The sequence below is a fragment of the Pseudomonas sp. Y3 TE3536 genome (genome assembly GCF_053629175.1).
In genome coordinates, this window is sequence record NZ_JBRJHU010000001.1 from 1,857,619 (window position 1) to 1,878,942 (window position 21,324).

18 protein-coding genes are annotated in these 21,324 nt (G+C 63.3%); 9 read left to right on the plus strand and 9 right to left on the minus strand.

Features of this window, described 5'->3' with window-relative positions; all coding sequences use genetic code 11:
* The first annotated feature begins 12 nt into the window (after window positions 1-12).
* The 7 genes from AB7M33_RS08340 (at window position 13) to AB7M33_RS08370 (ending at window position 7,891) form a co-directional block, all read left to right on the plus strand.
* Window positions 13-1,671: a Na/Pi cotransporter family protein gene (locus tag AB7M33_RS08340; RefSeq protein ID WP_099428020.1), complete on the plus strand. Its 1,659-nt coding sequence runs from the start codon at window positions 13-15 to the stop codon at window positions 1,669-1,671.
* Between the two features lie 30 nt (window positions 1,672-1,701).
* Window positions 1,702-3,108, plus strand: coding sequence for a M16 family metallopeptidase (locus AB7M33_RS08345; RefSeq protein WP_027591955.1), 1,407 nt, complete (start codon window positions 1,702-1,704; stop codon window positions 3,106-3,108).
* 133 nt (window positions 3,109-3,241) lie between these two features.
* A complete protein-coding gene (locus AB7M33_RS08350) occupies window positions 3,242-4,264 on the plus strand; it encodes a DUF5924 family protein (protein WP_238209788.1) in 1,023 nt (340 codons plus the stop codon).
* 143 nt (window positions 4,265-4,407) lie between these two features.
* Window positions 4,408-5,541 (plus strand): ABC transporter permease, encoded by a 1,134-nt coding sequence (locus tag AB7M33_RS08355; protein WP_085272102.1) that lies wholly within the window; start codon window positions 4,408-4,410, stop codon window positions 5,539-5,541.
* Complete coding sequence (locus AB7M33_RS08360; RefSeq protein WP_027591958.1) at window positions 5,538-6,329, plus strand: ABC transporter ATP-binding protein; 792 nt, start codon at window positions 5,538-5,540, stop codon at window positions 6,327-6,329. The genes AB7M33_RS08355 and AB7M33_RS08360 overlap by 4 nt, the downstream gene beginning before the upstream one ends.
* Before the next feature lie 3 nt (window positions 6,330-6,332).
* The gene (locus AB7M33_RS08365) at window positions 6,333-7,271 is read left to right on the plus strand and encodes an MlaD family protein (RefSeq protein ID WP_027591959.1); all 939 of its coding nucleotides are present in this window, start codon (window positions 6,333-6,335) and stop codon (window positions 7,269-7,271) included.
* Window positions 7,268-7,891, plus strand: coding sequence for an ABC-type transport auxiliary lipoprotein family protein (locus tag AB7M33_RS08370; protein WP_454242700.1), 624 nt, complete (start codon window positions 7,268-7,270; stop codon window positions 7,889-7,891). Before AB7M33_RS08365 ends, AB7M33_RS08370 begins: the two co-directional genes overlap by 4 nt.
* On the opposite strand, the gene AB7M33_RS08375 is transcribed toward AB7M33_RS08370, so the two are convergent.
* The 6 genes from AB7M33_RS08375 to AB7M33_RS08400 form a co-directional block, all read right to left on the minus strand.
* Window positions 7,873-9,102: a nucleoside recognition domain-containing protein gene (locus AB7M33_RS08375; RefSeq protein ID WP_027591961.1), complete on the minus strand. Its 1,230-nt coding sequence runs from the start codon at window positions 9,100-9,102 to the stop codon at window positions 7,873-7,875. The genes AB7M33_RS08370 and AB7M33_RS08375 overlap by 19 nt on opposite strands.
* Window positions 9,103-9,344: 242 nt before the next feature.
* Entirely contained in the window at window positions 9,345-10,673 is a 1,329-nt protein-coding gene (gene gltP / locus AB7M33_RS08380) for a glutamate/aspartate:proton symporter GltP (protein WP_027591962.1), read from the minus strand.
* A gap of 763 nt (window positions 10,674-11,436) precedes the next feature.
* Window positions 11,437-11,907 carry an inhibitor of vertebrate lysozyme family protein gene (locus AB7M33_RS08385; protein WP_027591963.1) on the minus strand — a complete coding sequence of 157 codons (471 nt, stop codon included), beginning with the start codon at window positions 11,905-11,907 and terminating at the stop codon, window positions 11,437-11,439.
* A 2-nt stretch (window positions 11,908-11,909) separates the two neighbouring features.
* Window positions 11,910-12,071, minus strand: a complete 162-nt coding sequence (locus tag AB7M33_RS08390; RefSeq protein WP_003252966.1) for a DUF1328 domain-containing protein — start codon at window positions 12,069-12,071, stop codon at window positions 11,910-11,912.
* Between the two features lie 55 nt (window positions 12,072-12,126).
* Window positions 12,127-12,417, minus strand: coding sequence for a hypothetical protein (locus AB7M33_RS08395; protein WP_085272104.1), 291 nt, complete (start codon window positions 12,415-12,417; stop codon window positions 12,127-12,129).
* Between the two features lie 174 nt (window positions 12,418-12,591).
* Entirely contained in the window at window positions 12,592-13,413 is an 822-nt protein-coding gene (locus tag AB7M33_RS08400) for a BON domain-containing protein (RefSeq protein ID WP_027591965.1), read from the minus strand.
* A 209-nt stretch (window positions 13,414-13,622) separates the two neighbouring features.
* Between AB7M33_RS08400 and algB the strand changes: the two genes are divergently transcribed.
* Together algB and AB7M33_RS08410 are read left to right on the plus strand one after the other, a co-directional pair.
* Window positions 13,623-14,969 (plus strand): sigma-54-dependent response regulator transcription factor AlgB, encoded by a 1,347-nt coding sequence (algB, locus tag AB7M33_RS08405; RefSeq protein ID WP_454242701.1) that lies wholly within the window; start codon window positions 13,623-13,625, stop codon window positions 14,967-14,969.
* The gene (locus AB7M33_RS08410; RefSeq protein WP_099428016.1) at window positions 14,966-16,744 is read left to right on the plus strand and encodes a KinB sensor domain-containing domain; all 1,779 of its coding nucleotides are present in this window, start codon (window positions 14,966-14,968) and stop codon (window positions 16,742-16,744) included. Before algB ends, AB7M33_RS08410 begins: the two co-directional genes overlap by 4 nt.
* A gap of 15 nt (window positions 16,745-16,759) precedes the next feature.
* On the opposite strand, the gene AB7M33_RS08415 is transcribed toward AB7M33_RS08410, so the two are convergent.
* The 3 genes from AB7M33_RS08415 to AB7M33_RS08425 form a co-directional block, all read right to left on the minus strand.
* The gene (locus AB7M33_RS08415; protein WP_099428015.1) at window positions 16,760-18,379 is read right to left on the minus strand and encodes an EAL domain-containing protein; all 1,620 of its coding nucleotides are present in this window, start codon (window positions 18,377-18,379) and stop codon (window positions 16,760-16,762) included.
* 107 nt (window positions 18,380-18,486) lie between these two features.
* Window positions 18,487-19,275: an N-acetylmuramoyl-L-alanine amidase gene (locus tag AB7M33_RS08420; protein ID WP_027591969.1), complete on the minus strand. Its 789-nt coding sequence runs from the start codon at window positions 19,273-19,275 to the stop codon at window positions 18,487-18,489.
* Between the two features lie 79 nt (window positions 19,276-19,354).
* Window positions 19,355-21,298, minus strand: a complete 1,944-nt coding sequence (locus tag AB7M33_RS08425) for a GGDEF domain-containing protein (protein ID WP_454242702.1) — start codon at window positions 21,296-21,298, stop codon at window positions 19,355-19,357.
* Between the last annotated feature and the right edge of the window lie 26 nt (window positions 21,299-21,324).

Sequence of the window (21,324 nt, forward strand, 5' to 3'; positions counted from 1 at the left end):
GGGGGCTTCGCCATGCTGACCCTGCTCAACCTGCTCTCGGCCGTGACGCTTTTGGTCTGGGGCACACACATCGTGCGTACCGGCATCCTCCGGGTTTTCGGCTCTGACCTGCGCCGCATCATCAGCCAGAACATGAACAAACGCCCCCTGGCGTTCATCGCCGGGATTCTGGTTACCGCCATGGTGCAGAGCAGCAACGCCACCGCGATGCTGGTCACATCCTTCGTCGGCCAAGGCCTGATGGCCATGACACCGGCCTTGGCGATCATGCTTGGCGCCGATGTCGGTACCGCGCTCATGGCCCGGGTGCTGACCTTCGACCTGTCGTGGCTGTCGCCCCTGCTGATCTTCCTGGGTGTGATCTTCTTCCTCTCGCGCAAACAAACCCGCGTCGGCCAGCTGGGACGGGTAGGGATTGGCCTTGGCTTGATCATCCTGGCCCTGGAGCTGATCGTGCAGGCCGCTGCGCCCATCACCCATGCCCAGGGCGTGAAAGTCCTGTTCGCGTCGTTGACCGGGGACATCTTGCTCGACGCCTTGGTCGGCGCGCTGTTTGCGATGATCTCCTATTCCAGCCTGGCGGCGGTGTTGCTCACCGCGACCCTGGCCGGCGCTGAAGTGATCAGCCTGCCGGTGGCCATCGGCCTGGTGGTGGGTGCCAACATCGGCAGCGGCTTGCTGGCCTTCATCAGCACCAGCATGCAGAACGCCGCCGGGCGGCGCGTCGCGCTGGGCAGCTTGCTGTACAAGCTGTTCGGCCTGTTGCTGATCATTCCGGTGCTGCACCCACTGGTGGAGTGGATGGACACCTTGAGCTTCAGCCCTCAGGAGCTAGTGATCGGGTTCCACCTGCTCTACAACACCCTGCGCTGCTTGCTCATGCTGCCAACCGTCAAACCCATGGGCCGGCTGTGCAACTTCTTGCTGCCCGAGCGCGAAAACGGCAATGGCCAAGTACGCCCGCGCCACCTTGATGCCTCAGCGCTGGAAACGCCCAGCCTGGCACTGGCCAACGCGGCCCGCGAAACCCTGCGCCTGGGCGACATCGTCGACAGCCTGCTCGAAGCCATGCTCGGGGCCCTGCGCGGCACGCAAGCCGCACTGCCACAGCAGGTGCGCGCCTTGGCCGAGGATGCCGAGGCCCTGTACAGCGCCATCAAACTGTACCTGGCGCAGATGACGCGGGAGGACCTCAGCGAGCGCGATAACCGACGCTGGGCCGAGATCATCGAGTTGGCGATCAACCTCAAGCTGGCCTGCGACCTGGTCGAACGCATGCTGCGCAAAGTCCAGCAGCAGAAAACCAGCCAGCGCCGAGAGTTTTCCCAGGTCGGCCTGGAGGAACTGACCGGCCTGCAGGAGCAGTTGCTGTCGAATCTGCGCCTAGGCCTGTCCGTATTCCTCAGCGCCGACCCCGAAAGCGCGCAGCTGTTGCTGCGTGAAAAACGCCGGTTTCGTGCACAGGAACGGCGCCTTGCTCACGCCCATGTCAGCCGCCTGCAACGCAAGGTGGTGCAAAGTATCGAGACCAGTTCGCTACACTTGGAGCTGATCGCAGACATGAAGCGGTTGAACTCTTTGTTCTGCAGCAGTGCCTATGTGGTACTCGGTGGCTCGGACACGGGCGGGCTAATGCTCGACAGCGTGCCGGACGAAGCCCGCTTGCCGTGATTTCGCCAACCAGGAGATCCAAGCTCGCCCATGCGTTGCCTGATGTTCGTTTGCCTACTGATCTGCAGCCTGCCCACGCTCGCCCTCGACCGCTCGCGGGTTGAAGGCTACCTGCTGCCCAACGGCCTGCAGGTCATCCTCAAGAACGGCTATGAACGCGACCACGTGGCCATCCGCCTGGTGGTGGGGGTCGGCCTGGATGACTTCAGTTGCGAGCAGAAAGAGCTGCCGCACTTGCTCGAGCACTTGCTGTTCAGCGGCATCGACGAAACGGGCGAGGGCGGCCTGGAAGAGCGCCTGCAAGCCCTGGGCGGCGAGTGGAATGCCTACACCAGCAGCGCCGATACCACCTTCGTGATCGAAGCGCCGGCGCGCAACCAGCGAAAAGTCCTCGACCTGCTGCTGGCGATAATCCGCGACACCCCGATCGACGCCAAGGCCCTGGCCACGGCGAAAAGGATCATCGAGCGCGAAGATGGCGGCCACTATGGCCACCTGCAGCGCTGGCTCGACCGCCAGGACATCGGCCACCCCGCCAGTGACCAGTTGGCCACCGAGCTGGGCCTCAAATGCGCCGAGCGCTCGAACATCGACGACATGACCCTGGAACAGGTGCAGGCCCTGCGCGACCGCTGGTACGCGGCCAACAACATGACCCTGATCCTGGTCGGTGGCCTCGACCGCCTGCTGCCGGCCTACCTGGAGCGGACCTTTGGCGAGCTGCCTGCCACCGAACCGGAAGAGCGCCGCAACCTCGAGAGCATCAGCCAGCAGGCCGACCAACGCCGCGACCTGACCCGCGGCTGGCTGGGCGACAGCGTCAAGTTGCACTGGCTGTTCATCGAGCCGGTGCTGGACAACGACCACCAGCCGACCCTCGACCTGCTGTCACGCTACCTGGACTGGGCACTGTACGACCAGTTGCGCCTGCGCAATGGGCTGTCCTACGGCCCATCGGTGCAGCGCGAAAGCTTCGGCGACAGTGGCATGCTCAGCCTTAACGCCGACCTGGAACGCGACGACATCGACAAGGCGGTCAAGGTGATGCAGGGCTTGTTCGACCACCTGCGCAAGGAAGGCCTCGACCCGGACACCTTCGCCCGTATCAAGGACGCCAGCGTTGCCCGGGAAAGCTGGAGTACCCAAGGCAACAGTGCCTTGGCCGACTATTACTGGGGCGCGTTGAACGACTACACCGACGGCCGTTTTGCCAACCCTGCGCGCAAGTTGCGCCAGGTCAGCCTGGCACAGGCCAATGAGGCACTGAAGGAATTGCTCAAGGACCCGGGTTACCTGCGCATCGAGAAACCGCTGCTGGGTTACGACGAGCTGTACGGGCTGCTCGCCCTGCTGCTGGGGCTGATCCTGGCGGCAGGGTTGCTGCGCTGGCGCCGGCACACCCCGCAACCACCGAGCGGTGCTACACGGCAGAAGTGATTCGGCGGTATCCTTTAGCCAGTACCGGCCTGTTCGCGGGCCCGCCTCCACAACGGTAGACATTGCCCCTGTGGGCGCGGGCTTGTCCGCGAAGCGGCCGGCACAGCCACCCTATCTCTCCTGTTGTAGACCCATGCCCCCAATTCCCCGCTTCGTCCAGCGCGTCATCGAACTGCTTAAACGCTACCCCGGCATCATTGCGCTTGGGGGTTTCCTCTCTGGCATCGGCAGCTTCATCCTGGTCGACCGCCAGGCCGGCCTTGCCAGCTGGGTAGCCGTCCTGATGCTGGTCAGTTGGGTCTGGCTGATGCTGGAAAACACCCTTACCGGCCTGTTCGCCCGCACCTTCAACCGCGAAATCCCGCAGCCCTTGCTGCGCTACGCGACGCAGATGATCCACCAGGAAACCCTGTTCTTCGTCCTGCCGTTCTTCTTCATCACCACCACCTGGAACAGCGGCCAACTGGTGTTCACCGGCTTGCTGGGCGCTGCCGGGCTGATTTCGATCGTCGACCCGCTGTACTACAAGTGGCTGGCCCCACGGCGCTGGCTGTTCCTCGCGCTGCACACCCTGACGTTGTTCGCAGCATTGCTGACCGCGCTGCCCATCATTTTGCACCTGACCACCGCTCAGAGCTTCAAGCTGGCGTTGATCATCGCCATGGCCCTGTCGTTCCCGAGCCTGGCCAGCAGCTTCCCGGTGAATACCTGGCGGCGCGGCGTGGCCCTGGTGCTGGTGACGCTATCGGTCGGGGCCGGAGGCTGGTTGCTACGCTCCTGGGTACCACCGGCGACGCTGTGGATGACCGAAGTGGCCGTCAGTACCGAAGTGCTCAACCGCCAGCCCGGCGAGTCGCTGGACGAGATCGCTGCCAGCCGCATCAAGAGCAGCGGGTTGTATGCGTACACCTCGATCAACGCACCACGAGGCCTGAACGAGCGGATCTATCACGTGTGGCAAAAGGACGGCACGGAAGTCGACCGTATTGCCCTGGACATCCACGGTGGGCGCAAGGAAGGCTACCGCGCCTGGACCCACAAGCAGAACTTCCCGCCTAACCCGGTGGGCAAATGGCAGGTGAGGGTGCTGACCGAAGACGGGCAGGTGATTGGTGTGCTGCGCTTCAAGGTGGTCGACGACACTGCGACGAAGTGATGGTTGGGGCTTGCCGGGGCGCCGAACCGCTGCGATGGGCCGCAAAGCGGCCCCCAGCGCCCACACTCAGCACATAATCAACAAACCAGCCCATGCCCTCTGCGCTATGATCAGCCCCTAAGCCTTAGCGCCGAGTCAGTTGCATGGAGCCTATGACCCCCCCCAGTGCCACCCTGGACACCAATCAACACCCCGCCTGCCTGCGCATTACCGGTGATTGGACCCTGGCCCACTACGCCAGCCTCAAGCGCGAAAGCGAGCAGTTGCGCACGCAATGCAGCAGCGACACCGTTGCCGACCTCAGCCAACTGGGCCGCCTCGACACCGCCGGCGCCTCGCTGCTGGCCGAACTGCTCGGTTCCGAGCGCCTGTCCCATTGCACCGACAGCCTGCCCGACGCCAGCCGCGCCCTGCTCAAGAACGTCTACTGCTCCGTCCAGGACTACTGCATCCCGGTCAAGGAGGCAGAACGCCCGGTGCTGCTGTTGCTGCTGGAGCGCATCGGCCGTGCCGTCAATACCCTTTGGCAAGACACCCGGCAATTGCTCGGCTTCGTCGGCCTGATTCTGGAAACCCTGCTGCGAAGGGCCTTCCAGCCGCACCGCTGGCGGCTTACCCCGGTGGTCGCTCACATTGAGCAGACCGGCCTGGACGCCGCCCCCATCGTGGCCTTGCTGACCTTCCTGGTAGGTGCGGTAGTGGCGTTTCTTGGCGCCACGGTGCTGGCTGCCTTCGGCGCGACCATCTTTACCGTCGACCTGGTGGCGTTCTCGTTCCTGCGTGAATTCGCCGTGCTGCTGACCGCCATCCTCATGGCCGGCCGCACGGCCAGTGCCTTCACCGCGCAGATCGGCTCGATGAAGGCCAACGAAGAAATCGACGCCATCCGCACCCTGGGCCTGAACCCGATGGAGCTGCTGGTCGTGCCCCGGGTGTTGGCCCTGCTGATCTCGTTGCCGCTGCTGACCTTCCTCGCGATGATCTGTGGCATTGTCGGTGGCGCGGTGGTCTGCGCGCTGTCGCTGGATATCTCACCGGCCATGTTCCTGTCGCTGCTGCAGACCGACATCGGTGTGCAGCACTTCCTCGTCGGCCTGGCCAAGGCGCCGTTTTTTGCCTTCCTGATCGCGGCCATCGGCTGCCTTGAAGGCTTCAAGGTCAGTGGCAGCGCAGAATCCGTAGGGGCACACACCACCTCGGCAGTGGTGCAGTCGATTTTCGTGGTCATCGTGCTGGACGCGGTGGCGGCACTGTTCTTCATGGAGATGGGCTGGTGAGCGGGCGCGAAACAGTCATCGAGGCCCGGGGCATCTGTAACCGCTTCGGCAGCCAGAGCGTGCATGAAAACCTCGACCTGGACCTGTACCGGGGCGAGATCCTGGCCGTGGTCGGCGGCTCGGGTAGCGGCAAATCGGTGCTGCTGCGCAGCATCATTGGCCTGCGCCGGCCCAACGAAGGGCAGATCAAGGTATTCGGCCAAGACCTGGCCGAGCTGCGCGAAGAGCAGCGTTCGTTGGTCGAGCGGCGCTTCGGCGTGCTGTTCCAGAAGGGTGCGCTGTTCTCGTCGCTGACCATCACCGAAAACGTCGCCTTGCCGCTGATCGAGCATGCTGGTTTGTCCCGCGCGGATGCCGAGCACCTGGCCGGGGTCAAGCTGGCCCTGGCCGGGCTGCCGATTTCGGCCGCCGACAAATACCCGGCCTCGCTGTCCGGCGGCATGATCAAGCGCGCGGCGCTGGCACGCGCCTTGGCCCTGGACCCGGACATCCTGTTCCTCGATGAACCCACCGCGGGCCTCGACCCGATCGGCGCCGCCGCGTTCGACCAGTTGATCCTGACCCTGCGCGACGCACTGGGCCTCTCGGTGTTCCTCATCACCCACGACCTGGACACCCTCTACACCATCACCGACCGCATCGCGGTGCTGTCGCAGAAGAAGGTGCTGGTGGCCGGCCCCCTTGCCGAGGTCGAGCAAGCCAACGACCCCTGGATTCAAGAATACTTTCACGGCCCCCGCGGGCGTGCAGCCGAACAGGCCGCCGCCCGCCCGAGGCAGGAGCGCTGAACGATGGAAACCCGAGCACATCATGTCCTCATTGGCCTGGTCACCGTCCTGGTGGTGGCCGGTGCCATGCTGTTCGGCCTGTGGCTGACCAAGTCCAGTGTCGACGATGCCTTCAAGGATTACGAAGTGGTGTTCAACGAAGCCGTCTCGGGCCTGTCCCGGGGTAGCCCGGTGCAGTACAACGGCATCAAGGTCGGCGACGTGTCGACCCTGCGCCTGGACCCCAAAGACCCGCGCCGCGTGCTCGCCCGCGTACGGCTGAGCGGCGACACACCGGTCAAGGAAGACACCCAGGCCAAGCTGACCCTGGCCGGGGTCACCGGCAACTCGTTCATCCAGCTCAGCGGCGGCACGCCCCACAGCCCGGAGCTCAAGGGCAAGGACGGCAAGTTGCCCGTGATCATCGCTTCGCCTTCGCCAATCTCACGCCTGCTCAACGACAGCAGCGACCTGGTGACCAACATCAACCTGCTGCTGCACAACGCCAACCAGATGTTCTCTGACGACAACATTGGCCACCTCAGCAGCACCCTGGCCAACCTCGACAAGACCACCAGTGCCTTCGCCGGCCAGAACGGCGGCATTGCCCAGGCCATCGAGCAACTGGTGCAGGTTGGCAAACAGGCCAGCGCCACCCTGGCCGAAACCCAGGCACTGATGCGCAACGCCAACGGCCTGCTCGGCAGCGAAGGCAAGCAAGCCATCGGCAATGCCGGGCAGGCCATGCAGTCGCTGGCCGACAGCACGGCAACCATCAACCAACTGCTCAAGAACAACAGTGAGGCCATTGGCGACGGTGCCCAGGGCCTGAACCAGCTAACCCCCGCAATCCGCGAGCTGCGCGAGACCCTCAACGCACTGAAGGGCATTTCCCGGCAACTGGAGGCCGACCCGAGCGGCTACCTGCTCGGCCGCGACAACAACAAGGAGTTCCAGCCATGAAACCTTCGCTGCGCCTGTTGGCCCTGGCGGCCGCGATGAGCCTGGCCAGTGCCTGCTCGATCCTGCCGCCAAGCGAACCTGTGGACCTCTATCGCCTGCCCGTGAACCAGCCAAGCCGCGTTGCCACGCCGCTGGACTGGTCGCTGCGGCTGAACAAACCGCTGGCCAGCGAAGTGCTGGCCGGCCCCCGGATCACGGTGATTCCACAAGGGGACGTGGTCAGCAGCTACAAGGGCGCACGCTGGAGCGACGCTGTGCCGGTACTGCTGCGCAACCGCTTGCTCGACGGGTTCCAGCGTGACGGCCAGGTGCAGCGCCTGAGCGCCGACGACAGCAACCTGCAGGCTGACTACGAGCTGGCCGGCGAACTGCAGGCGTTTCAGAGCGAGTACCGCCCGGACGGGGCAGTGGAGGTGGTGATTCGTTACGATGCCCGGCTGGTCCAGGGCCGTAGCCAGCGCATCCTGGCCAGCAAACGATTCGAAATCCGCCGGCCGTTGGCCGACAAGCAGGTCGCGGCTGTCGTCGCAGGCTTCGGCGCGGCCAGCGACCAGCTGGCAGGGCAGGTGGTGGCCTGGACAATCGCCCAGGCCGCGCAGGCTCAGCCGAAGAACCAGTAGCAGACGAAGATCGCCGCGACCACCCCGGAGAACTCCGCCAGCAGTGCGCAACCGACCGCGTGGCGCACCCGCTGGATGCCCACCGCACCGAAGTACACCGCCAGCACATAGAACGTGGTCTCGGTACTGCCCTGGATGGTCGCTGCGACCAGCGCCGGGAAGCTGTCCACGCCTTGCGTCTGCATGGTCTCGATCAACATCGCCCGCGCGGCACTGCCGGAGAACGGCTTGACCAGCGCGGTGGGCAGGCCTTCAACGAAGCGTGTATCCAGGCCCATCCAGTTCACCGCATGGCGAATGCCATCCAGCGCCAGCTCCAGGGCGCCCGAGGCGCGCAGCACACCCACCGCCACCAGCATGGCCACCAGGTAAGGCAGCAGGTTCTTGGCCACGTCGAAGCCTTCCTTGGCCCCTTCGACAAAGGCTTCGTACACCTTGACCCGCTTCAGCGCGCCGATCACTAGAAACAGCATGATCACGCCAAACAGCGTGAGGTTGCCCAGGAGCGACGACAGGCTCGACAGCGCGGCCGCCGACAAGGTGCCGAGAAAGGCCATGAAGCAGCCCAACAGCAGCGCACCGGGGATCAGATACGCCAGTACCACCGGGTCCCACAAACGCAGGCGCTGCATGACGGCCACCGACAGCAGGCCGACCAGGGTCGACACGCTGGTGGCCAGCAGGATCGGCAGGAACACCATCGTCGGGTCGGCCGCGCCTTGTTGCGCGCGGTACATGAAGATGGTCACCGGCAACAAGGTCAGCGACGAGGCGTTGAGTACCAGGAACAGGATCTGCGCGTTGCTCGCTGTGGTGCTACTGGGGTTCAGCTCCTGCAGTGCCCGCATGGCTTTCAGGCCGATCGGCGTGGCCGCGTTGTCCAGGCCCAGGCCATTGGCGGCGAAGTTCATGGTGATCAGGCCCAGGGCCGGGTGGCCCTTGGGTACCTCTGGCATCAGCCTGGCGAACAGCGGGCCAAGCACCTTGGCCAGCCATTCGACGATGCCGGCCTTCTCGGCGATTTTCAGAAAGCCCAGCCACAGGGTCAGGGTGCCGAACAGCAGGACCATCACCTCCACCGACAGCTTGGCCATGGCAAAGATGCTCTCGACCATCGCCGCGAAGATGCCGGCGTTACCGCCGATCAGCCATTGGGCCAGGGCGGACACGGCCGCCACCAGAAAAAAGCCGAGCCAAAGGCCGTTGAGCATCCGTGTATTCCCCCTGAAAAATGCCCGAATGATAGCGTATCGAGCTGTTCATTAGCGCCCAACGTAGCCCACCCCCCTGTAGGAGCAGCCTTGTGCTGCGAAGAGGCCGGTGACAACTGTTCTGTTCTCAGCGCCTGCCCCGGCCTCTTCGCAGCACAAGGCTGCTCCTACAGGCCGGTGTGCTTTACAACAGATAGCAAAAAGCCCCGACAAGTCGGGGCTTTTTGTTCAACGCGTTAGCTTCAGCGTTTGGCGGTCTGGCCAACCACTGCAGCTTCCTGCTTGTCGGCCATCAGCGAGGCGTAGTACTGCTCGCCCTTGGCAGCGTCGTACATGCCTTCCCAGCGTGCGATAACCAGCGCGGCCAGGGCATTGCCGACCACGTTCAGTGCGGTACGGGCCATGTCCATGATGCGGTCGACACCAGCGATGAAGGCCAGGCCTTCCAGCGGGATGCCCACGCTGCCCAGGGTCGCCAGCAGTACCACGAAGGAGACGCCCGGTACACCGGCAATGCCTTTGGAGGTGACCATCAGGGTCAGGACCAGCAGCAACTGCTGGCTCCACGACAGGTCAATGCCGTACAGCTGGGCAATGAAGATTGCCGCGATGCTCTGGTACAGGGTCGAACCATCGAGGTTGAACGAGTAGCCAGTCGGTACCACGAACGAGCAGATCGACTTCGGCGCACCGTACTTCTCCATCTTCTCGATCACCCGTGGCAGCACGGTTTCGGAGCTGGAGGTGGAGTAGGCCAGGATCAGCTCATCTTTCATGATGCGCATGATCTTGATCACCGAGAAGCCGAACACGCGCGCCACCAGGCCCAGCACCATGAAGGCGAAGAAGGCGATGGCGAAGTACACCAGCAACACCAGCTTGGCCAGCGGCAGCAGCGAGCTGAAGCCGAAGTTGGCGACGGTGACCGCGATCAGGGCGAATACGCCGATCGGGGCGTAGTTCATGATCATGTGGGTGACCTTGAACATGGTCTCCGACACAGCCTGGAAGGTACGCACCAGCGGGTCGCGCAGTTCTGCCTGCAGGCTCGACAGGCCCAGGCCGAACATTACCGAGAAGAAGATGATCGGCAGCATTTCGCCACGCATCAGCGCTGCGAAGATGTTCGACGGGATCAGGTTCAGCAGGGTTTCGATGAACGCGTGCTCATGCTGCACTTCGGCCGCGGTGGCCTGGTACTTGGAGATGTCCACGGTACCCAGGGTGCTCATGTCGATGCCGGCGCCCGGGTGGAACAGGTTGGCCAACACCAGACCGACGACGATGGCGATGGTGGTCACCACTTCGAAGTAGATGATGGTCTTGAGGCCGATGCTGCCCAGTTTCTTCGCGTCGCCAACTCCGGCGATGCCCACGATCAGCGACGAAATCACGATCGGGACGACGATCATCTTGATCAGGCGAATGAAGATGTCACCAGCGGGCTGGAGGACGTTGCTGATCCACCATGCCTTTTCCGCACTGAAATGATTCAGTAGCGCGCCGATTGCAACGCCCAGGACCAGACCGATAACGATCTGCCAGGCGAGGCTCAGTTTTGCCTTCTTCATGTCTTTACCCTTTGTTCTAGTGGTCATGGGCGTCGAACGAAAACGCGCGTAACAGAGCCGTTGGCAACGTCACGGTGAGCGAAAAAGCTTCCGTCCGGCGACCTCATGTAAGGACACCGCGAGCGAGCGACAGGGCGCTCGGGCCAGCGAAAAGGCGGCAACTATTGCGATGGGGAAGGGGGAAATCTAATGCCGGAAACGCATACCCCATGCCGATACTGCATAACGGTTTGCGCTGAAAATGGCATGTCGCAAGTGCTTGATTTATAACGTTCGGAAACCCGAACAAGACCAAAGCGCCATTTTTGGGCCGATATGGCAGTGCATAGGGAGGGGGATGAATGGCTTGTTCGACAATCCGAATGGCCGAAATGACACTTGCGGCAGCGGCGTCGAACGGAAAAAAAATGTGATGTACGGTCGAGACAAAATGTGTCCCGAAGCGAAAAACACGCAAGAGGGGCCATTGGACGATGGCATTGATGAAATGGCTGATGGCTCCTCGGAAGTCAGGTCGGTGCGGTGTCCCCGATGACACCCCCGACCTGAGGCTTCCGATTCCGCCTTTCCTGACCCGGCCCAATACTGGAGGCACTCCCTGTACCCCTAGGCCACTCCGATCTTGCAACAATCAGAACAGCCCGGCCCCATGGTCATGTGCTGCCCCTCCTCGGGGCGGCGCATCATAGAAGCCTGAACTATAAAAAGGTTCAGCTTCTATTACGTGACAGTGCGTTACCGTTCATCAGCGCTGGCTAAACGCTCAGTACCATTTCGGGTCACGCTTGAGTTGCTCGCGCAACATCGCCTTCATGCCGTCATCCGGCTTGCCAAGCCAGCGGTACTGCGCATGACGGGTAGGCGACTTGTCGCTCGGCAAGCCTTCGGGTACCTCCACGAGCATCCCGTAGGCATCGTCCTTGTCCCAACTGAACGCCACGATCAGGCGTTTGTAGGTGCAGTTGTCCGCCGTTTCGCACAGGGGGCCGACCAGGTACTGGTCGCCGTCCTCGGTGACTGCCGACATCTGCTCCTGGGCACTGCCGGTGAGGTTGACTACCCAATCGGGCAGCCGTTCCTCGCCCTTGATCGTGTCCTCCCAGGCTTCCCGGTATTCAGGGTCCGAGCCGAGCAACTGGTCGACCCGGACCTGGCCGTCATTGGCCGCCATCGCCCCTGCACTGCCGCCCAGCAACAAGGCGGCAGCCAGGGCAGTGCAAAGCTTCCTGCTCATCGTCAACCTCGACCACGTCCAAAGAAGAAGGAGGCTACGAACAGGACCAGGAAGACGATGAACAGGATCTTCGCGATACCCGTGGCGGCGCCAGCGATACCACCGAAGCCCAGTACGGCGGCGACAATGGCGATGATGAGGAAAGTGATAGCCCAACTCAGCATGGTGGTTCTCCTTTCTTTTTTGAAATCAATCCGGCCCTAGGCGTCCAGGACAGGCTCAGAACACCCAGCGATCCTGGGGTACGACAGTTTCTACGGTGGCCGGCGATGCATTGGCCTTAGGCGAAGGCAGCGGGTCAGCCGCCCTGACCAGGGTGCTGGCACGGGTTGCCTGAATCTGCGTCAACAGCGCGGTCTGCGCCGCCACTTGATCCGCCAGACGCGCGGTCTGCCAGCTGTAGTAGAAGAGGCCGGCGGCCAAAGTCATCAGCAGCGCCATGCCGAGAAACAGGAACTGGCGCAAAGGCAGTGCGGCGTTCTGCGAGCGGTTGACGGATTGGCGGTTCATGCCGGCTCCTCCTGCTGTAATTGTTGTTCAAACCTGAACAGGTAATTGCAGCCTGCATGCCAGCCTTTGAATTCAATAAAATTCCTTTAAAATCAGATAGTTAAAATAATCACCCATGGCACCGAAGGACGTATCCTGCACGATGCCGTCCTTGGCGTCGTGCGAATTGCACGATCAGCCCTCGACCTTGGTCGCGACCTTGAGCAGGTCGGCGTCCACACCACGCACGCCGATGATCTGCCGGGCGATCTCCACGGCGATGGTTTTCTGCTCGCTGCTGACCACCTCTCCCGACAGCCGCACCAGGCCCTCTTGGCTGGCCACCTTGAGGTTCAGGCCATCGAGGTTGCGGCTGAAACGGAAGCTGTTCTGGATCTTGTCGACGATCCAGCTATCGCTGGGTTGCGGCCCGGTCGGGGCACCCACCGGGTTCTCGCGAGCCTTGGCCATGGCGGCGGTGTCCAGGCTGACCAGGTTGTTGACCAGGTGCACGCCGTCGGTGGTTCGCGCCACCACCCCGGCCAGCTCCTTGGCCTCTGCGCTGTCGACCCTGCCGCGAAGCGTCACCACGCCATCGCTGCTTTGCACCTCGATAGGCGCTTTCTCGGTCGTGCGGCTCCACAGCAGCCGTGCCCTGATCACGGCAGCCAACGTTGCATCTTCCAGCCGCTGTGCATAAGCCCGCAGTTCCAGCGGGCGCTCCACCAGCTGGGCATTGACCTTCAACTGGTTGTCGACCTTTTCGATACCGCGCGTAGCCAGGGCGACATGCTCGGCCAACTGGCGCTCGACATCGTTCTCGACCTCACCGGTCAGCCGCGCCTGCTGGCCGTCCACCTCGACATCGATGCGAAACGGGTTGAGCATCCTGTTGAGCGATAACGCGGTTTGCAGCGAACCCTCCAGGCGGGCGTCCTGCACAGGGTCAGCGAATGCCGGGGTCAATACCGGCAGCAAGGTGGCCGCCAACACGGCCAGTCGTGGGGAAAAGGGCATGGCTGTGCCTCCTTTGTTGGCAAAAACAGAAAATAGTCGCAACCAATGTGCCAGCGCGTAGCTCTAAGCAAATCATCGAGATATCGCGGTTTTCGGGCTTACTTTGGCCATTGGCTAGCATGCAAAGGACAGAATCCTTCAGAATTGACCATGCAACTTGCCCGATTTTTCCCACACTAATTGAAGATCTATCCTAAGGAGCGCAGGAAATGGAATCAGCCCAGGACAACCAAGGCCGCATTCTGCTGGTGGATGACGAGTCCGCGATCCTGCGCACCTTCCGCTACTGCCTCGAAGACGAAGGCTATAGCGTGGCCACCGCCAACAGTGCCGCCCAAGCCGAAACCTTGCTGCAACGCCAGGTATTCGACCTGTGCTTCCTCGACCTACGCCTGGGCGAGGACAACGGCCTCGACGTGCTGGCGCAGATGCGCATCCAGGCCCCCTGGATGCGGGTGGTGATCGTGACCGCGCATTCGGCGATCGACACCGCGGTGGATGCCATCCAGGCAGGGGCGGCCGATTACCTGGTCAAGCCCTGCAGCCCAGACCAGCTGCGCCTGGCCACCGCCAAACAGCTGGAAGTGCGCCAACTGTCGGCACGCCTCGAAGCCCTTGAAGGCGAGGTGCGCAAACCCAAGGACGGCCTCGACTCGCACAGCCCGGCCATGATGGTGGTGCTGGAAACGGCGCGCCAGGTTGCAACCACCGATGCCAACATCCTCATCCTGGGCGAGTCCGGCACCGGTAAGGGCGAGCTGGCCCGCGCCATTCATGGCTGGAGCAAGCGTGCGCGCAAAGCCTGCGTCACCATCAACTGCCCCTCGCTGAATGCCGAGCTCATGGAAAGCGAGCTGTTCGGCCATACCCGCGGCGCCTTCACCGGTGCCAGCGAAAGCACCCTTGGCCGGGTCAGCCAGGCCGACGGAGGCACGTTGTTCCTGGATGAAATCGGTGATTTCCCACTGACGTTGCAGCCTAAGCTGCTGCGCTTTATCCAGGACAAGGAGTACGAGCGCGTGGGTGACCCGGTCACCCGACGCGCCGATGTGCGCATTCTGGCTGCCACCAACCTCAACCTCGAGGAGATGGTGCGCGAAAGCCGCTTCCGCGAAGACCTGCTGTACCGCCTGAACGTGATCACCTTGCACCTGCCGCCCCTGCGCGAGCGCAGCGAAGACATCCTGACCCTGGCCGACCGTTTTCTGGCCCGCTTCGTCAAGGAATACTCCCGGCCCGCCCGCGGCTTCAGCGAAGAAGCCCGTGCAGCCCTGCTCAACTACCGCTGGCCTGGCAACATCCGTGAACTGCGCAACGTGGTCGAACGCGCCAGCATCATCTGCCCGCAGGAGCGCGTCGAGATCAGCCACCTGGGCATGGGCGAACAACCCGCCGGCAACGCACCACGGGTTGGCGCGGCGTTGAGCCTGGATGAACTGGAGCGCGCCCACATCGGCGCGGTGCTGGCTGCCAGCGATACCCTTGACCAGGCCGCCAAAACCCTGGGCATCGATGCCTCGACCCTTTATCGCAAACGTAAGCAGTACAACCTATGAAGTGGCAGATGAAGCTGCGCACGCGGCTTTTCCTCAGCATTTCGGCGCTGGTCACGGTGGCCTTGCTCGGCCTGATGCTGGGCCTGGTGAGCGTGCTGCAGATGGCCTCGGTGCAACAGCAGCTCGTGCGAGACACCACCCACGCCCTGGAAGTGGGGCTTAAATTGCGGCAGAACCTCGGCGAACAGCTGACCCTGATCCTTGACGAGGACACCGCGCCGCAAAGCCTGCAAGTGCTGCAAGACAACTTCCAGTCCCTGCTCAACCAAGGGCTTGAACAAGGCGGCGAACGCACCGGCTTCAGCAAGGCCAGCAGCAATTACCAGACCTTCCTCGAGGCCTACCGCGACAGCCCCGCACCGGCGCGCAGCATGGGTATGGACCAGCCCCTGGGGGCTGCCTTCAACCAAGTGCGCACCGACCTCATCGACGCCCACAAGCAAGCACTGGATCACATTACCCGCAGCGAGGAACATACCCGCGATCGCGCCTTGATGGTCAGCGGCGTCCTTGGCCTGATGGGCTTGGTGATCCTGGTGCTGGGTTTCATCACGGCGCACAACATCGCGCGACGCTTCGGTCAACCGATCGAAGCCTTGGCCAAGGCGGCCGATCAACTCGGCAAGGGCGACTTCGATGTGACGCTGCCAGTCACTCAGGCCATCGAGCTGAACCAGCTGACCCGCCGTTTCGGGCTCATGGCCGACGCCCTGCGTAAGCACCAGGCAACCAACGTCGATGAACTGCTGGCCGGCCAGCAACGCCTGCAGGCCGTGCTCGACAGCATCGACGATGGCCTGCTGATCATTGACCGCCAAGGCCGCCTGGAACACCTCAACCCTGTGGCGCAGCGCCAGCTGGGCTGGAGCGACAGCCGCCTGGGCAACACCCTGGCCGAAGCCTTGCAACGCCCGGAGCTGGAGCAACAGCTACGCCAGGTGCTGCGCGGTGGCAGCCTAGATCGCCCACCCGACGACCTGAATATCGACGTCGATGAAGAAACCCGCCTGCTGACCTACAGCCTGACACCGGTCAGCCACCCCCAGGGGCCGATCCTGGGTGCGGTGATGGTGCTGCACGATGTCACCGAGCAACGGGCCTTCGAGCGCGTACGCAGCGAGTTCGTGCTGCGTGCCTCGCACGAGCTGCGCACCCCGGTCACGGGCATGCACATGGCGTTCGGCCTGCTGCGTGAGCGGGTGAAGTTCCCGCCCGAGGCGCGCGAGTACGACCTGCTCGAGACCATCGGCGAGGAAATGCAGCGGCTGACCCAACTGATCAACGACCTGCTCAATTTCTCCCGCTACCAGAGCGGCCTGCAGAAGCTCGACCTCGCCCCATGCGCCATCGATGAACTGCTGGAGCGCGCGCAGCTGCGTTTTAACGAGCAGGCCGCGCACAAACAGATCGAGTTGATCAAGGAGCTGGAACTGCCGCTGCCGCGTATTCAGGCCGACATCGCCCAGCTCGACCGGGTGCTGGACAACCTGCTGCACAACGCCGTCCGCCATACCCCCAGTGGTGGCCGTATACGGCTTCACGCCAGGCGGCATGCGGAGCGGGTGATCATCAGTGTCGAAGACAACGGCGAGGGCATCGCCTATGGGCAGCAAGGGCGCATCTTCGAGCCCTTTGTGCAGGTAGGGCGCAAAAAAGGTGGCGCGGGGCTTGGCCTGGCGTTGTGCAAAGAAATCGTGCAACTGCACGGCGGCAGAATGGGCGTGTTTTCCCGGCCGGGGCAGGGTACTCAGTTCTACATGGCGCTGCCGGTCTGACGACAGGGTTTGCCCTCAAGACTCATCGGTACCCCGCCGCGCCGGCACCGCCCGCCACCCACGGGTCACCAGTTCGGCAAACTGGCGGGCGTTCAACGGCCGGGCAAACAACCAGCCCTGGCCATAATTGACCCCTTCACTGTTGAGCAACACCGCCTGGTCTTCGCATTCGATGCCTTCGGCAATCACCCGCAGGTGCAGGTCGTGGGCCATGCGGATGATGTGCGGGGCCACACCACTGCTGGCGGCATCGTGCCCCAAGGCATCAATGAAGGCCTTGTCGATCTTCAGGCAGTCCACGGGCAGCGTCTGCAGGTAGGCGAGGCTGCAATAACCCGTGCCAAAATCGTCGATCAATACTTGGTGGCCTACCGCACGCAGGGCCTGCAGGTTGTCGCGCGCTACCACCACGTCGATCAGGCCGCGTTCGGTCACCTCGAAGGCGATCTGGCTGGCCGCCACCCGGTGCAAGGCCAGCAGCCGCGCCGCCACCCGGCCAATGCGCGGGACCATCACATCACACGCCGCAAGGTTTACCGAGATGTACAGGTTGCGGTGCGACCGCAGCAACTGGCCCAACTGCTCAAGCACCCGCTGCAAGACAAAGTCAGTGATCTGGCGGATCTGCCCGGTATTTTCGGCCAACGGAATGAACAGGTCCGGGCTGGTCAAGGTGCCGTCCGGGCGGCGCCAGCGCACCAGGGCCTCGGCACCGACACAACGCCGTGTGTCGAGTTCGATGATCGGCTGGTAAAGCACCTGCAGTTCGCCCCGGCGCAGTGCGTTCTGCAGCTCCGAGCTCATCGAGCGGCGCTGCAGAATCAGCTGCAACACCAGCCAGCCAATGCAGCAGGCGGCCAGCACGCTGCCAGGGAACAGCAGCCAGAGCATGCCGTTCATGCGCAGGGGCAGGCTGGCGCGTGGCGCAATCAGCACCAGTTGGTAATCCGGCGATTTGGTCGGCATGCGGTAGATGAGGCGGTCGCTCAATTCGAGCAGCGACTTGTGGCTGGCCGACCAGGCCGAGGGCGGTGGCCACACCTGCGGCGGGCCTAGTACCGGGATGGCCCGGGTACCGTTGTCCAGCACCACCACCAGGCTGCCACCGGGCGGCAGGTCGACAACATCGGTCAGGTGCCCGCGCGACGTGGACACCACGAAATTGCCACGCCCCAGCATCAGGGCCGCCAGATTTTCGTCGGGCTCGATCGTGGTGTTCAACCAGTAGCTGTAGGTCGGCCCCTTGATGTCAGGCGCGCGCAGTGGCTCGAAGGCCCGTTCATCCCCCCGGTTGGAACAGGCGACATGGGCATCGACGTACGCGGCTTCATAAATGAAGCGTGAACTCAGGCCCACCTGCTGCAATGCCGCCAGCATCTCTGGGCTGCAGCCGCGCAAAGGCTGCGCCTGCAGGGTGTCGACCCCTTCACGAAGCTGGCCAAATACCTGCTCAAGGCGATCGAGAAAGCGCTCGCCCTGCGCATTCATCTGTTCGCTCTCGCTTTGTTTCATCTGCTGCAGGGCAATACCGATGCTGGCGGTGAGCAACAGTGCGGCGCTGGCCAGTGCTGCCAGTGAGGCCAGCATCCAGGGACGGTAAAAAATTTGGCGCAGCGTGGCGATGAGGGCTGACATCAAGGGCATCCAGTTGATTACCAAGGTATAGCAACTGAATCGAGAATCATCCTCGCCGTTGGGCGATTAACGGGTCAAGGGCTGCTGCGCAGCCCATTCCCCCTGCATCAACGCATGCGGTTGAGCACTTGCAGCATGGCGGCCGTCTGGGCATCGGGCATGCCATCGAAGCGTTGTGGGCGGAAGCGCATCTGGAACGCCGCGATCACATGCCGGGTGGCAACGTCCAGTTCGCCAGTTTGCGCGATGGCATAACCAAACCGCGCCAACTCCTGCTGGTACCAGCTCACGCTCGGCGGGTTGACGCTGAAGAAGGCTTGTTGCCGCGCCACTGCGTTAGGCTCGGGCCAGATACCGATACCCGCGTCGGCCAGGCGCTTCCACGGGAACAACGGGCCTGGGTCGAGCTTGCGCAACGGCGCGATATCGCTGTGGCCAACGATATGCCGGGGGTCGATGTTGTTGCGTTTGACGATGTCTTTGAGCAGCGCGATCAAGGCCTGAACCTGGGCTTCGCTGTAGGGGTGCCAGACTCGGCCATTCGGCGTGTCGGTGAACCCCGGGTTGACGATTTCGATCCCGATCGAGGTCGAATTCAACCAGGTGCGCCCTTGCCATTGGCTATCACCGGCGTGCCAGGCGCGGCGGCTTTCATCCACCAGCTGATAGACCGTGGCCGGGCCATCGCCGATCAGGTAGTGGCTGCTGACCTCGCCATGGGTCAGTAGCGCCAATGAGCGCTCGAGCGACGCATTGGTGTAGTGCAGGACGACAAACTGGATACGCTCGTCCTGGTTGGCCGACGGGTGGCTGCGGTCAATGCGCAGGCCCGTCGAGCAACCCGCAACAGCAACCAGCAAGCAGGTGAGCAGTGTTTTTTTAACGGTGGAAAGCACGTCGGCGGCCTCAGCGTGTAAGCGCTACAGTATAACGTGCTCTGAATGGCCTGTGCTCGCCGTGAGTCAGCGCCGCCCCTTACCCCTGCTCGACACGGTTGCGCCCCAAGTCCTTGGCACGGTACAGCGCGGTGTCGGCGCGCTTGAGCACCTGGTCACCGCGCTCGCCGGAGCGGAATGCACCCAAGCCAATGGAGGCGGTGATCACCACGCGCTCGCCTTTGAAATGGAACGGGCAGGCTTCGATGGTCGCACGCAGTAGCTCAGCCATCTGTGCGGCCGCGGCGGGTGAAGTCTGCGGGAACAGCAGGACGAATTCCTCACCGCCAAAGCGGGCGATGAAGTCGCGCCCGCGCAGGCGCTTGCGCAGCTGGTCGGCGACGATCTTCAGCACCTTGTCACCCGCCAGGTGCCCATAGTTGTCGTTGATGCGCTTGAAGTGGTCCAGGTCGAGAATCGCCATGGCCAAGTGGCCGCCGTTTTCATGCCAGTCGAGCATCTCGCGTTCCAGGTGCTCGCTCCAGGCCGCGCGATTGGGCAGGCCGGTCAGCGGGTCGAGCAAGGCCTTTTGCCGCTGCTCTTCAAGGTGCTCGCGATAGCCAAGCGCCTCGTGCTCCATGTTCGCCACGCGCTCGGACAGGCCCTGCAGGCGACCGGCAAGTTCCTGCTCGCGGCGATCACGCTCATGCTTGTGCTCGTCCATGGTCACCAGCAAGCCCTCGAGCCGGTTTTCCAGGATGTGCTTGAGGCTGTCCACGTCGGCGGCGCCTTTCACACTGCTCTGCAGCCCATCGACCTGCTGACGCAACTGGGTATCCAGTGCCTCGGCGGCGGTGCTGTTGTCGGCATGCCCGGCACTGGCTTCGTGCAGGTGGCTCTGGAAGCCTTCCAGGCGCTCGTTGAGCTGTTGCAGGTAGGTCTCGAATTCGTGCTGGCCGCTGTCGGTGATCGCCAGCATCAGCACCGCCAAGTCGTCGAGCACCGGGATCAGTTCGTACCAGTTCAGCCCCCGCGCCACCCGCTCGCGCATTTCCAGGGCCTGGGCCTTGTGCCGCTCGGGCAGGCTGAGGTCGTCGAGCAGGCCGATCAGGGTCTGCTCGATATGGGCGGCCACTTGGCTGTAGGGCGGCTCTACCGCGTAGGGCAGGGCATAGGGGCCATCTTCACCGAACGTTTCTTCCAGCGTCTGCGGCGGTACGGGCTCTGGCGTGGGTTGGCTGAGGGCTGGCTCTGGCGCTGTCGCCTCATCCGGCACAGGCTCGGGTGGCGGCGCGCTCGGCACGTCTGCGGTTTCGATCAGCGCCGGCCCTTCCAGCTCCGCTACCAAGGCTGGCTCAGCCAGTGCTGGGGGAGCCAGGGGCAGCAGTGCGTCTACATCCTCGGGCTGCGGGTCTTCAGCAACGCGCTGAACGGGGGCGGCAACGGGCGGCGCCACGGCCTCAGCCATTGCCACAACAGGCGCCGCCGCCAGTGCAACCTCTGCTTCGTCGGGCTGCTCGCTGTCACGACCACCAAACAAGCGCTGCAAAAAGCCTGGCCGCTCTTCTTCAGGCTTGCCCAACGCATCCAGCGCGCGACCTTGCAGGCCGCTCAGCTCCCCCAGCAACGGGGGCAGCTCACGCGACTGGGCAACCCCGCCGTCGAGTTTTTTCGCCAGTTTTTTCAGCGGCCGCGAGATGTCGCTTGGCAGCGGCAAGCCTTGCAGCTGGGTGACCAGCGCCGTCAGCGCATCGCTGACCTGGTTCATGCGGGTTTCCCGGCGTTGCTCGGAATCCAGCACGGCTTTTTCCAGGCGCGGAATCAGCCCGGCAAGGCCTGCGTCCATGTTGTCGCTGCGGATGACCTCGCGCATTTCCTTCATGCACTGGTCCACCACCTTGTCACTGCCTTCGGCGGCCAGGGTGCTGCGCACCAGCCCACGACGCAGCAGGTCGAGACGCGCGTCCCAACGGCGTTCAAGCTTCTCTTGCTGCTCGATGCTCTTAAGGTATTTCTCTTTCCAGCGTTCAGCGTCGTCAGTCATGCCCGGGCCCGCAAACGGTGATGGCA

Excerpts from the sequence above, each read along its gene's own strand:
- AB7M33_RS08415 (WP_099428015.1), bottom strand. The coding sequence starts at position 18,379 with ATGTCAGCCCTCATCGCCACGCTGCGCCAAATTTTTTACCGTCCCTGG.
- AB7M33_RS08400 (WP_027591965.1), bottom strand. The coding sequence starts at position 13,413 with ATGCCCTTTTCCCCACGACTGGCCGTGTTGGCGGCCACCTTGCTGCCG.
- AB7M33_RS08345 (WP_027591955.1), top strand. The coding sequence starts at position 1,702 with ATGCGTTGCCTGATGTTCGTTTGCCTACTGATCTGCAGCCTGCCCACG.
- AB7M33_RS08340 (WP_099428020.1), top strand. The coding sequence starts at position 13 with ATGCTGACCCTGCTCAACCTGCTCTCGGCCGTGACGCTTTTGGTCTGG.
- AB7M33_RS08375 (WP_027591961.1), bottom strand. The coding sequence starts at position 9,102 with ATGCTCAACGGCCTTTGGCTCGGCTTTTTTCTGGTGGCGGCCGTGTCC.
- AB7M33_RS08355 (WP_085272102.1), top strand. The coding sequence starts at position 4,408 with ATGGAGCCTATGACCCCCCCCAGTGCCACCCTGGACACCAATCAACAC.
- AB7M33_RS08425 (WP_454242702.1), bottom strand. The coding sequence starts at position 21,298 with ATGACTGACGACGCTGAACGCTGGAAAGAGAAATACCTTAAGAGCATC.
- AB7M33_RS08410 (WP_099428016.1), top strand. The coding sequence starts at position 14,966 with ATGAAGTGGCAGATGAAGCTGCGCACGCGGCTTTTCCTCAGCATTTCG.
- AB7M33_RS08390 (WP_003252966.1), bottom strand. The coding sequence starts at position 12,071 with ATGCTGAGTTGGGCTATCACTTTCCTCATCATCGCCATTGTCGCCGCC.
- AB7M33_RS08370 (WP_454242700.1), top strand. The coding sequence starts at position 7,268 with ATGAAACCTTCGCTGCGCCTGTTGGCCCTGGCGGCCGCGATGAGCCTG.
- AB7M33_RS08350 (WP_238209788.1), top strand. The coding sequence starts at position 3,242 with ATGCCCCCAATTCCCCGCTTCGTCCAGCGCGTCATCGAACTGCTTAAA.
- algB (WP_454242701.1), top strand. The coding sequence starts at position 13,623 with ATGGAATCAGCCCAGGACAACCAAGGCCGCATTCTGCTGGTGGATGAC.
- AB7M33_RS08365 (WP_027591959.1), top strand. The coding sequence starts at position 6,333 with ATGGAAACCCGAGCACATCATGTCCTCATTGGCCTGGTCACCGTCCTG.
- AB7M33_RS08395 (WP_085272104.1), bottom strand. The coding sequence starts at position 12,417 with ATGAACCGCCAATCCGTCAACCGCTCGCAGAACGCCGCACTGCCTTTG.
- AB7M33_RS08385 (WP_027591963.1), bottom strand. The coding sequence starts at position 11,907 with ATGAGCAGGAAGCTTTGCACTGCCCTGGCTGCCGCCTTGTTGCTGGGC.
- gltP (WP_027591962.1), bottom strand. The coding sequence starts at position 10,673 with ATGAAGAAGGCAAAACTGAGCCTCGCCTGGCAGATCGTTATCGGTCTG.